The 12371-nt window shown below is 63.3% G+C and carries 9 protein-coding genes; 7 read left to right on the forward strand and 2 right to left on the reverse strand.

Translation table 11 applies throughout. The features are described from left to right. Positions 1-58 precede the first annotated feature (58 nt). The 3 genes from ACFE72_RS04885 (at position 59) to ACFE72_RS04895 (ending at position 3188) form a co-directional block, all read left to right on the forward strand. Positions 59-967: an SMP-30/gluconolactonase/LRE family protein gene (locus ACFE72_RS04885; RefSeq protein WP_375412045.1), complete on the forward strand. Its 909-nt coding sequence runs from the start codon at positions 59-61 to the stop codon at positions 965-967. A 157-nt stretch (positions 968-1124) separates the two neighbouring features. Further along, the gene (locus tag ACFE72_RS04890; protein WP_375411936.1) at positions 1125-1964 is read left to right on the forward strand and encodes an aldo/keto reductase; all 840 of its coding nucleotides are present in this window, start codon (positions 1125-1127) and stop codon (positions 1962-1964) included. A 237-nt stretch (positions 1965-2201) separates the two neighbouring features. Beyond that, a complete protein-coding gene (locus ACFE72_RS04895) occupies positions 2202-3188 on the forward strand; it encodes a DMT family transporter (RefSeq protein ID WP_375411937.1) in 987 nt (328 codons plus the stop codon). 16 nt (positions 3189-3204) lie between these two features. On the opposite strand, the gene ACFE72_RS04900 is transcribed toward ACFE72_RS04895, so the two are convergent. After that, positions 3205-5346 (reverse strand): multicopper oxidase family protein, encoded by a 2142-nt coding sequence (locus ACFE72_RS04900; protein ID WP_375411938.1) that lies wholly within the window; start codon positions 5344-5346, stop codon positions 3205-3207. Between the two features lie 150 nt (positions 5347-5496). Here ACFE72_RS04900 and ACFE72_RS04905 point away from each other — a divergent pair, with 150 nt between their 5' ends. After that, complete coding sequence (locus ACFE72_RS04905; protein WP_375411939.1) at positions 5497-6567, forward strand: phospholipase; 1071 nt, start codon at positions 5497-5499, stop codon at positions 6565-6567. 3 nt (positions 6568-6570) lie between these two features. Then, positions 6571-7287, forward strand: coding sequence for a class I SAM-dependent methyltransferase (locus ACFE72_RS04910; protein WP_375411940.1), 717 nt, complete (start codon positions 6571-6573; stop codon positions 7285-7287). A 60-nt stretch (positions 7288-7347) separates the two neighbouring features. Here the strand turns inward: ACFE72_RS04910 and ACFE72_RS04915 are convergent, their stop codons facing one another. Continuing rightward, complete coding sequence (locus tag ACFE72_RS04915) at positions 7348-7809, reverse strand: Lrp/AsnC family transcriptional regulator (protein ID WP_375411941.1); 462 nt, start codon at positions 7807-7809, stop codon at positions 7348-7350. A gap of 137 nt (positions 7810-7946) precedes the next feature. Between ACFE72_RS04915 and ACFE72_RS04920 the strand changes: the two genes are divergently transcribed. Together ACFE72_RS04920 and ACFE72_RS04925 are read left to right on the forward strand one after the other, a co-directional pair. After that, positions 7947-10343 carry a transketolase gene (locus ACFE72_RS04920; RefSeq protein ID WP_375411942.1) on the forward strand — a complete coding sequence of 799 codons (2397 nt, stop codon included), beginning with the start codon at positions 7947-7949 and terminating at the stop codon, positions 10341-10343. Positions 10344-10874: 531 nt separating this feature from the next. Beyond that, positions 10875-12305, forward strand: a complete 1431-nt coding sequence (locus ACFE72_RS04925; protein WP_375411943.1) for an aldehyde dehydrogenase family protein — start codon at positions 10875-10877, stop codon at positions 12303-12305. The last annotated feature ends 66 nt before the right edge of the window (positions 12306-12371 follow it).

Here is a 12371-nt window from a genome sequence, read left to right on the forward strand (position 1 = left end):
CGACGGCGCGGACATGCTCATTTATGGTGCATGTCGTCCACAGGTGAATCCCGCGATGATGTATATCGACCGTCCGCCGCCGCTGATCGATACCGATGTGTTTTCGGCGATGCCGGAGCGGTTTCGCCGCAAGGGCGTGGGTTCGACCTGGGCCGACGCCAACCGGCCGGGACAGCCTACCGATTGCTTTATCGAGGGACCTTCATTCGATGCCGACGGCAATCTCTATGTCGTCGATATTCCGTTCGGACGCATCTTCCGGATTTCATCCGACGGGGTGTGGTCGCTAATCATGGAATATGACGGCTGGCCCAACGGCCTCAAGATTCACCCGGATGGGCGCATTCTGGTTGCCGACTATCGGTACGGCATCATGCAGCTCGATGCGGCAGCGGGGCGGATGCAGCCGCTATTGACGGCGCGCAACTCGGAATCCTTTAAAGGCTGCAATGATCTGCATCTGGCGTCGAACGGCGACATCTACTTCACCGACCAGGGACAGACCGGCCTGCACGATCCGACCGGGCGGGTGTACCGGCTGTCACCGGCCGGAAAACTGGATTGCCTGATCGGTACCGGCGTCAGTCCCAACGGTCTCGTTCTTGATCCGAACGAGACGGTTCTGTTCGTGGCGATGACCCGTGACAACGCGGTGTGGCGCGCACCGCTGATGAAAGACGGCAGCGTCTCGAAGGCCGGCCGTTTCTGTTCGACCTTTGGAACCAGCGGCCCCGACGGCCTGACCATGGACGGCTCAGGCCGGCTGTTTGTCGCGCATGCATCGCTGGGCCATGTTTTTGTATTCGCACCCAATGGCGAATTGATCGCGCGGATCAAATCCTGCGCGGGCCCCAGTTGCACCAATGTCGCGATCGGCGGTGCGAAGCGCGACCGGCTTTACATCACGGAGTCGGCGAGCGGGACGGTACTGGTCGCCGATATCAGCGTGCTGGATGATGAAATGTAGCCTCTCGATACCGAGTCGTTCCCGCGAAGACGAGGACCCATGCGCCGTGCCTTGCATTGCTATTGCGTGATAAACAAGTTGAACCGGCGGGGTCGACGTAACGCCGGAGTTGATGGTCCGCGCCTTCGCGGGAGACGACAGCGTATGCGAGGCAATCATGAGACAACATCCGTTCGGCTCCGGCGGCCCGCCTGTGTCCGTGATCGGGCAGGGGACCTGGCACATCGATCACGGCGACCGCGCCACCGCGGTCGCGGCGCTGCGCCATGGCATTGATCTCGGCATGACCCACATCGACACCGCCGAAATGTACGGCGATGCCGAGCTGGTGGTCGCCGAGGCTATCGCCGGAAAGCGCGACGGCGTTTTTCTGGTTTCGAAAGTCTTGCCGAGCAATGCGTCGCGACGCGGGACAATCGCCGCATGCGAACGCTCATTGAAGCGGTTGAATACCGACCGGCTCGATTGCTATCTCCTGCACTGGCGCGGATCCTATCCATTGCAGGAAACCGTTGCCGCATTCGACGAACTGGTTATCGCCGGCAAAATTCGCCGCTGGGGCGTCAGCAATTTCGACGCCGCTGATCTCGGTGAATTGCTTGGCATCGCGGGTCACGGCAAAATCGCCTGCAACCAGGTGCTTTATCATTTGCAGGAGCGCGCCATCGAGCATGCGGTGATCCCGTGGTGCGAGGCGCACGGTGTCGCGGTGGTCGCGTATTCGCCGTTCGGTCATAACGATTTCCCGCCGCCGCGCAGCAGGCCGGGACTGCTGTTGCAGCAGATCGCGGAGGCGCATCACGCAACGCCGCGGCAGGTCGCCTTGAGTTTCCTGACGCGAGAATCCCCGCTGTTGGCGATTCCGAAAGCATCCAGGCCGGATCATGCCGCCGACAATGCCGCTGCGGGCGAACTGGCGCTGAGCGACAAGGAGATCGCCGTGCTTGCTGAGGCGTTTCCGCGCGGCCCGAAGCCGCGCGGCCTGCCGATGCTGTAGCGGGGCGTCATTCGCGGCGCGCGCAGCGCGCACCTGAAGTCCAGCAATATTTTCTGAACTTCCGGAGTCCGGGTCTGCGCGCTTCGCACGCATCCTGGAATGACGGATCAACCGTGACGCGCCGCCGCACGCAAACGCGCATATCGGCATCCTGTTTTCCGGCCTTGTCGCTCCGCGCTAATTGTCGTTTTTGAAACCTCGCCCGATTCGACCGTGTTTTAAGCCCGAGTTTTCACCGTGACCCCGCCAACCGCAGCAGCCGCCAGGCTGGACAATGCCTCATTGCCCTTGCCGAAAAAGAAGCCGGCAACCCGATCGGCGTCGGCCCGCGCTGACCGGCCGTTTCGCGGTATTGCGCTGATCCTCGCATCGACCGTGTTTCTTGGATGTTCGGACGTTACCGCGAAATATCTGTCGGCTACCCTGCCGTCGATCGAGATCGCGTGGATGCGATTTCTGGTGTTCGCATCAATCATGGTTCCGGCAATGCTGCCGCGATCGCCGCTGTATGCATTGCAGACCGGACGCCCCGGCCTCCAGGTCCTGCGCGGCATTGCGTTGCTGGGCTCCTCGTTGTTCTTCATCTCCGGATTGCGGTTCCTTCCGATCGCGGAAGCGTCCGCCACCGGATTTATCGCGCCGCTGTTTGTTACCGCCTTGTCGATCGCCTTTCTCGGCGAGAAGGTCGGCGTGCGGCGCTGGCTGGCGACGGCGTTCGGGCTGATCGGCGTATTGATCATCCTGCGGCCGGGCTCGGGCGCGTTTCATCCGGCTGCTTTCTTTCCGCTTGCCTCGGCGCTGGCATGGGCCTGCACCTTGATCATGACACGCATGATGAGCGGCCGGGAACACGCCATTACGACCATGACCTATTCGTCCATCGCGGGTGTCTGCATCGTGTCCGTGCTGGTGCCGTTCGTGTGGGTGACGCCGAGCTGGCATGATATCCTGTTCGGCATATTCATCGGCATCGCATCAACGGCCGGGCAATGGATCGTGGTGCTGGCGTTCCGCTATGCCGATGCCTCGGTGCTGGCGCCGTTCTCCTATACCCAGCTGGTGTGGGTCAGCATTCTCGGCTTCCTGATTTTCGGCGAGGTTCCCGACGTCTGGACCGTGACCGGCGCCGCGTTCATCGTCGCCAGCGGCCTCTATACGGCGCATCGTGAGCGCATCCGCAGGATGCAGGCGCCGGTCGAGGCCGAGCCGTCTCCAAACGCGTAGTCTCCGCCAGGTGTGGCTAGTGATGGCTCGCGGCGAGGCCCCCGGTGCCGTCCGGAATCTGAATCTCAACGTTCTGCATCATGCCCTGGTCTTCGTGGTCGAGGATGTGACAGTGCAGGACATACTCGCCGATATAGCGCTGATAGCGGGTGCGAACCTTGATCGTATACATCGACGTGCCAAGCTTGCCTGGGAAATCCGCCGGGTCGTTGATCAGGTCCTTCACCCACAACGTATCCTTCCACACACCCTTCAGCCCCGGATATTGCGGATCGGGAGCGGTCTGGCCGCCGCCATTGTCGACCGCACCGCGCACGCTAACGTCCTTGCCGGTCGGGTCGGTGATCGAGACGACCTGGAACGGATTGACATGAATGTGGAAGGGATGGCTGACGAAGCCGGATTGCAGCGTCCATTCGTCGACCCCGCCGAGCTTTAGCTTCCGGTCGATCCGGGTCGGAGCATATGGTTGCGGGTTGAACTGCGCGGGATCGAAGTGCTGGGGGTCGATCGACTTGTTGCCGACCTCGAAGGTGACGCCGGAATTGCCAATGTTGATGAAGAACACCAGTTCCTGCTTTCCGGTGACTTCGCTGTCGGCGATATCCGGATGCGGGATGAAGCTGGTGAACTTCAAGCCGTCGCGGATTTCGCCTGCGACCCTGTCGCGCACGCCGGGCGGCAAGGTCCGCAGCGCGACCTGCGACAGCACATCCTCAAGCAAAGCCGTGCTGTTCGTCACCGGTGTTCCCGCGCCGACCTGGACCAGGCCAAGAAGCTGCCGCGTGACGGCCGCGCGGCTCACGCTTCCCGATCCCGGCGCCGACTCGTTGACCACGCAGTACTCGCCAGCTTCCGGAAACACCACCAGCGCGTCATAGCGGTAGCCCGGTTGCAGCGTCGACGTCGGCGTGGGAAGCGCTTGGCGCATCGTCAGGCCGTCGGCTGCGATCTGCTGATAGGACAACAGATCGCCGGTGCAGTTTTCCGCGACAAAGCTTGCGGCCTCCAGCGCGCTGAGCGCAGTGATTGCCGGCGCGTCCGCCTTCTTCTTGCGGAAACCGAAGGTGATGGTGTCGAAAATGCCGCCATGGATCAGCCGCCAGCGTTCCGGCCGCCCGGCGGTGGCCTCGAACACCGGCCGCACAACGCCGTTGATGGTGGTGAAACGGCCCGACTGGACCCAGCCGGAAGGTCCGAATCCCACGCCTATGTTCCGCGGAGGATTGCCGTGGGTAAAGGCAGTGCTTGGATAAGAGTAGTTGTCGATGACCCCGACGTCCCCTTCATCGCAAACCCACGCGATGATCTTCGCGGAGTCGGTGGGGGCGGTCTGGACCTTCACCTGGCCCTGCGCGTTGAGGCAGGCATACTGAATCTGCTGCAGAACCAGGACGCGTTCGGTCATCGGCGTCAGGTCCGCATTCTTCATGATAACGTCGATATCGCCGGTGGCGGCCGGTGTCGGCATGCGGTCGCCGCGCACGATCAGGGCGCCGGCCATGCCACTGGAAACCTGCAATGCGGTCGAACCGTGACGGTGCGAATGATACCAGAACGTGCCGGCGGGATGATCCGGCGGCAGGTTGTAAATATATTCGAAATCGACGCCGGGATTGATCGACAGCAGGACGTTGTCGGAATTGCCGGAAGGGCTGATCCATAATCCATGGGAATGCAGATTGGTGCCGTTGAAACAATGCGGATCGTTCGGATCGCCGTGCTGCGCGGTGCAGCTTGGATCGGCCGGCAATTTGTTGTGCAGGGTCATGCTGATGGTCTGACCCGGCCGCACCTCAATCTGCGGCGCGACATAGGGAGCCTCGGGGTCGACGCCATCGCCGGTGTAGCTGCGCAGATGCACCTTGTCGAAACGTCGCGTTGCGGGATTCCAGATCTTGCTGTCGGTATAGGCGACCGTCAGATCGAAATCCCGGCGCCCGGCGGCGGCAGGTTCAGCGCCTGGACCGACCGATTCGAGAAGAGGCCGCGTGGTCCCGCGCTCCCGCAACGTCGGAGGATTGGCAAATGCCTGGCTGGCGTTCTGCGCGGCGGCGGGTGGCGCTCCAAACAGCGAGACGACCGATAACCCTGCGGAAATCAACCCCACCAGGTTCAGCTTGTTGGCAAGACAGCCTGCGCGACGCCTGGAAACCATGGTTGCCTCCAATTTTCGAAAAAATCTCTATTACAATACACCTTGAAAGTGTCATATCGAACCGCACGATTGCATTCAAGTCGATGGAATAGGGAGCCGCCGATCCACCGTGTGCGTGCTGTGAGCAGTCACCGACCGTGATGAAGCTGAATGAGCGACATTGTCACCGAAAATCTAGCAGGTGTGCTGCCACCGTTGCTGCGCTCGCTGGAAGCACTAGGCTTCATTGCCCGCCATTTTCATCCACCGGATTTCGACGCAGTGATGGACGCCGCGGGGACGCCGGACCGGGATCTGCTAACGGCCCGCAAACTGCTCGACGGCTGGCCGGAAGAACTGGCAGGCGTGTGCGGCCGGCTGCAGACCGCGGCCGATGCAGCGCTATCGGCATTCGACGCGTTACGCGGCGCGCCGGAACAGGCCGACGGAATCCGCGCCGTTTTCCGCGCGCTTCGATACCTGCCGCGCGCCAGGGAAGCGCTGTATCCGCTTGCCGGCGTGGTCGCCGCGATCGACCATTACTTTCGCGATCCCGCGCGCGGCGACGTTGCCGGGATAACGGCACGCCTCGGCGTTCCGGCGCGGGACGGCACGGGCGTGATGCATGCCGACAATGAACCGGGTAGCCGCGGCGGTTATTCGCTCTACGTGCCGGAATGCTACGCGCCCGATCACGCTTGGCCGCTGGTGGTGGCGCTGCACGGCGGCAGCGGTCACGGCCGCAATTTTCTCTGGAATTGGCTGCGCGACGCGCGCAGTCATGGCGCCATTCTCGTAGCGCCCACCGCGACGGGGCCGACCTGGGCGCTGATGGGCGGCGACAAAGACACGCCGAACCTCAATCGTATCCTCGATGCCGTGCAAGGCCGCTGGAACGTGGACACATCGCGCATGCTGCTGACCGGAATGAGCGACGGCGGCACGTTCTGTTATGTCAGTGGGCTGGAGGACGCTTCGCGCTTCACGCACCTGGCGCCGGTCGCCGCCACGTTTCATCCCTTGATGGCCGAGATGGCGTCACCCGGTCGGTTGCGCGGCTTGCCGGTCTATCTGGTGCACGGCGCGCTGGACTGGATGTTTCCGGTACAGACCGCGCGGCAAACCCATCAGGTGCTCGCGGCCGCAGGCGCCGATATCGTCTACCGCGAACTGGCCGATCTCAGCCATAGCTATCCCGACGAGGTCAACGCCGATGTGCTGGCTTGGCTGCGCGGAGACTAGCCGATGACGAAAAGAGGCAATCTTCCCGCCGATTCCGATCGTCCGCCCGTCCTTGCGCACCAGCGCTTTGCTGCGGAACAAAAATCCGTTGCCGGCTTGGGTCTGGCGCAACGCTTTCAGCGCATCCACGGCGGCAACCTCTGGGGCGCCGCGGCATCTGCGTCCGGTCTCGGTTCGGAGATGGATGCGACCGCCGTGCTGCGCGCGGAATTGCCGCGGCTGCTGACAAGGCTTGGGATCGCCTCGCTGCTCGACGCTCCTTGCGGCGACGCCGGCTGGATCAATGCGGCGGGCCTCACGGTGCGTATGGTCGGCGTCGACATCGTGCCGGCGCTGATCGAGGGCCTGCAGGCCCGCGCCGCCGCCGGCGAAATCAAGGGTGACTATCGTCTCGCCGATATTACACGGGACGTGCTGCCTGCTTGCGATGCGATCCTGTGCCGCGATTGCCTGGTGCATCTGTCGTTCACGAATATCGAACGCGCGATCGCCAATTTCCGCCGCTCCGGCGCATCATGGCTGATCGCGACCACGTTTCCGCAGTGGCAAGCCAATCAGGATTGTGAGGACGGCGACTGGCGCGCCTTGAATTTCGAGCGTGCCCCGTTTTGTTGGGGAACGCCGGTCGAACTGCTGAACGAGAACTGCATCGAAGCAGGCGGTGGCTGGGCCGACAAGAGTCTCGGCGTATGGCGGCTTCGAAAGCTTGCAAAACGGTAGGTCGTCATTGCGAGGCGCGTCAGCGGCGAAGCAATGACGGGACGATCGATGCGCTCACGCTCAAACCGGCAGCGCGATCGAATATTTCACCTGGCTCAATGCGAAGCTCGACTCGATCGAGGCGATGCCGTCGAGCCGGGTCAGCTTGTTTTTCAGGAACGCTTCATAGGACGACAGGTCGGCGGCGACGACGCGCAGCAGATAATCGCGGTTGCCGGTCATCAGGTAGCATTCCAGCACCTCCTTCCAGCCCGAGATCGCCTTGGCGAAACGGTCGAGGTCTTCTTCCTTCTGGCGCGTCAGCTTGATGGAGATGAAAACACTGACATGCAAGCCCAGCGACTTCTGGTCCACCATGGCGATGTAGCGCGTGATCACGCCGCGCTTCTCCAGCAGCTTGACGCGGCGGTGACAGGGCGAGACCGAGAGCCCGACCTTTTCGGCGAGTTCCTGCATGGTGGTGCGGCTGTCGGATTGCAGCTCGCTTAGAATCTTGCGGTCGATGGCGTCGAGGGTCAACATTGAGATAAATCCGGTTAAAAAGCCTCGGTTATGGTATTTTATCTCAATAATCGGCGGCGTATCCCAACAATTTGAGATTTCTTGCACCGGGCCGCTGGGTAACATCGGCGACCATCCAGCATGACCGGAGCCATGCCATGTCGGCCGAATCCACGCGTCTTGAACTGCTGTCCGCGCTTGCGCGCAAGGTGCTGTGGCTGTCGTCATGGACGATCCATCACGCCAATCACATCCGCCCGAACAGCGACGGCCTGAAGGTGGGCGGCCATCAGGCCTCGTCGGCTTCGCTGGTGACCATCATGTCGGCCCTGTATTTTTCAATCCTGAAGCCGGAAGACCGCGTCGCGGTGAAGCCGCACGCCAGCCCGGTATTTCACGCGATTCAATATCTGTTCGGCCTTCAGACCCGTGAAAAACTGGAAGATTTCCGCGGTTTCAAGGGCGCGCAGTCCTATCCGTCGCGCACCAAGGACGTCGACGACGTCGATTTCTCGACCGGCTCGGTCGGCCTCGGCGTGGCGCAGACCTTGTTCTCCTCGCTGGTGCAGGACTACGTCACGGCGCATGGCTGGATGAAGGACCGGCCCGAGGGCCGGATGATTTCGCTGGTCGGCGATGCCGAGATGGACGAGGGCAATATCTTCGAGGCGCTGCTGGAGGGCTGGAAGCATGGCCTGCGCAACACCTGGTGGATCGTCGACTACAACCGCCAGAGCCTGGATGCGGTCGTGCGCGAAGGCCTGTGGGAAAAATTCGAGTCCATGTTCTGCAATTTCGGCTGGGACGTCAGAATCGTGAAATACGGCCGGCTGATGCAGGCGGCGTTTGCCGAGCCCGGCGGCGACGCGTTGCGGCGCTGGATCGATTCATGTCCGAACCAGATGTACGCGGCGCTGTGCTTTCAGGGCGGCGCCGCCTTCCGCAAGCGGCTGCGCGACGAGATCGGCGACCAGCGCGAGGTGTCCGCGCTGATCGAGCGGCGCAGCGACGACGAATTGCTTAACCTGATGTCCAATCTCGGCGGGCACGACATGGCGAGCATGTGTGAGGCTTTTGAAGCGATCCATCATGACCGCCCGGTCTGCTTCATCGCCTATACCATCAAGGGCGTCGGGCTGCCGTTCCAGGGCCACAAGGACAACCACGCCGGATTGATGACGCCGACGCAGATGGAGAAATGGCGCGCGTCGCAGAACATCCGGCCGGGACATGAATGGGAGAGGTTCGAGGGACTGTCGCAGGACGCAGCAGCGCTTGACTCGTTCCTGAAGAACGCGCCGTTCAACCGCGAGGGCCGCCGGCGCCTGACCGCTGATGTGATCGAGGTGCCGCAGCGGCTGGCGTTCCCGCCAGCGCCGCAGATGTCAACCCAGCAGGGGTTTGGGCTCGTGCTCAATGAACTCGCGCGCGGCGACACCGAACTCGCCTCCCGCATCGTTACCGCCTCGCCCGACGTGACGGTTTCCACCAATCTCGGCGCCTGGGTCAACCGGCGCGGCCTGTTCGCCAAGGGCGAGGCCGCCGACCTGTTCCGCAAGGAGAAGATACCCTCGACCTTCAACTGGGATGCCTCGCCCAAGGGCCAGCATATCGAACTCGGCATCGCCGAGAGCAATCTGTTTCTGCTGATGTCGGCGCTCGGCCTGTCCGCCTCGATCAACGGCGTGCGGCTGCTGCCGATCGCCACCCTGTACGATCCGTTCATCAGCCGTGCGCTCGATCAGCTCAACTATGCCTGCTACCAGGACGCCCGCTTCATGGTGGCGGCGACGCCGTCCGGCATCACGCTGGCGCCGGAAGGCGGCGCGCATCAGTCGATCGTCACGCCGCTGATCGGCCTCGCGCAGGATGGTCTCGCCGCGTTCGAGCCGGCCTTTGTCGACGAACTCGCGGTCATCATGGGTTGGGGTTTTGCCCACATGCAGCGCGCGTTGAAGGACGAGGGCGACGCGCAGAGCGGCATGCGCAGCGGCGGCTCGGTGTACTTGCGGCTCTCGACCCGGACCATCGACCAGCCGCAGCGGATGATGACGCCGGACCTGCAACAAGCCATCACCGACGGCGCCTACTGGCTGCGCAAGCCCGGGCCGAATGCCGAGGTCGTGATCGCCTATACCGGCGCGGTGGCGCCCGAAGCGATCGAAGCCATCGGCCTGCTCGGCGAGAGCCGCCGCGACGTCGGCCTGCTCGCGATCACCTCCGCCGACCGCCTGCATGCCGGCTGGACCGCAGCGCGGAAGATCCGCCGCGACAACCGCGGGTCGAAGCACATGAGCCATGTTGAAAAGCTGCTGGCGCCGCTGCCGCGCGACTGCGGCATCGTCACCGTGATCGACGGCCATCCCGCCGCACTCGGCTGGCTCGGCAGCGTGCGCGGCCATCGCTGCGAGGCGCTGGGCGTCGAGCATTTCGGCCAGACCGGCACGATTGGCGACCTCTACCGCCATCACGGCATGGATGCCAACGCTATCATCGATGCGGCGGAGGGGCTGACGGCCGGGGCGCCGGTAAGGCATCGGAAGATGGCGGTGTGATTAGTCGTCCCGGCGAACGCCGGGATCCATAGCCTCCGTCCCATCCGTTCAAGCGATGCACTCCGTAGGGCGCAATGTTGGGGCCCTGGCGCTTCCCGCCGCTCCATCCGCTCGCGGAGTTCGCGAGGGAAAAAAGCAAACCTCGGACGCATGGCGCCGCTAGAACGCAAAACCGTGTCCGTCATTCCGGGATGCGCCCACTTGGGCGCAGGCCCGGAATCCATAATCACGATCGGCGGTTATGGATTCCGGGCTCGCGCCGAAGAGGCGCGCCCCGGAATGACGAACGCGGTTGAGATTCTAATTCGGAAAAATGAAGCGCACGGGGTGCCGCGCTCACAGTCGTTATCGTCGGCCTTGTCCGCGCAATGCCGTTCGAGCACGCCTTGTCCACCACACCGCCCGCCTTATATCCCTCGCAGCCGCATGGCGGCTCCCGCGCATGGCGGGTTCAATTCCAGGCGCTTTCGTGCAAGGATGCCTGCCGGACGTTCCCGTTCCCTTCCAATTGCCCCGAAGAAGAGGTTCACGATGGTCAACCGCATGCAATTCTATATCGACGGCGCCTGGGTCGACCCTGCCGTCAAGAAATCCACGCCGGTCGTGAATCCCGCGACCGAAGAGGCGATGTATGAGGTCGCGCTCGGCTCCAAGGCCGATGTCGACAAGGCGGTCGCTGCCGCCAAGCGCGCGTTCGTGACTTACTCGCAGACCAGCCGCGAGGAGCGCGTCGCGCTGCTTTCCAAGATCGTCGAGGTCTACAAGACCCGCATGAAGGATATCGGCGCCGCGGTGTCCGACGAGATGGGCGCGCCGCTGCCGATGGCGGAGAAGATGCAGGCCGGCGCCGGCCTCGGCCACATCATGTCCACGCTCGAGGTGCTGAAGAATTATCATTTCGAGGAGCCGCTGGGCTCGGCCGTGGTGGTGCGCGAGCCGGTCGGCGTCATCGGCATGATCACGCCGTGGAACTGGCCGCTGAACCAGATCGCCTGCAAGGTCGCCCCCGCGCTTGCCGCCGGCTGCACCATGATCCTGAAGCCGTCGGAATTCACGCCGTCGTCGGCGCTGATTTTCGCCGAAATCCTGCATGAGGCCGGCGTGCCCAAGGGCGTATTCAATCTCGTCAACGGCCTCGGCCCCGAAGTGGGCGCCGCCATGAGCGAGCATCCCGACATCGACATGATCTCGTTCACCGGCTCGACCCGCGCCGGCATCGATGTCGCCAAGCGCGCGGCGCCGACGGTCAAGCGCGTCAGCCAGGAACTCGGCGGCAAGTCGCCGAACATCATCCTGGAAGATGCCGATCTGCAGAAGGCTGTGGCCGGCGGCGTCGCGCACATGTTCGTCAATTCCGGCCAGTCCTGCAACGCGCCGAGCCGCATGATCGTGCCGCTGTCGAAGATGAAGGAGGTCGCCGCCATCGCCAAAGGCGTCGCCGACAAGACCAAGGCCGGCGATCCGCGCGCCGCGGATACCAATATCGGTCCGGTGGTGTCGCGGATTCAGTGGGACAAGATCCAGACCCTGATTCAGAAGGGCATCGAGGAAGGCGCCACGCTGGTTACCGGCGGCCCCGGCCTGCCCGAAGGCGTCAACAAGGGTTTTTACGTCCGCCCGACCATCTTCGCCGATGTCACCAACGACATGACCATCGCGCGCGAGGAAATTTTTGGCCCCGTCCTTACCATTCTCGGCGCCAAGGATGAAGCCGATGCGGTGAAGATCGCCAACGATACGCCGTATGGTCTGGCGGGCTATGTCTCCGCCGGCAGCGTCGAAACCGCGCGCAAGGTCGGCCGCCAGATCCGCGCCGGCAACGTCAATCTCAACGGCGTGCCGAACGATCGCACCGCGCCGTTCGGGGGCTACAAGCAGTCCGGCAACGGCCGCGAATGGGGCAAGTACGGCATGGAAGAATATCTCGAGGTGAAGGCGATCGCGGGATTCAACGCGGCGTAAGCGATGCGTGTCCCGGGCGCGGGGGGGGGGATTTTTGCGGGGGGGGGAGGGCGGAAAAGACCCCCC

The organism is uncultured Bradyrhizobium sp., assembly GCF_964252615.1.
GTDB lineage: Bacteria > Pseudomonadota > Alphaproteobacteria > Rhizobiales > Xanthobacteraceae > Bradyrhizobium.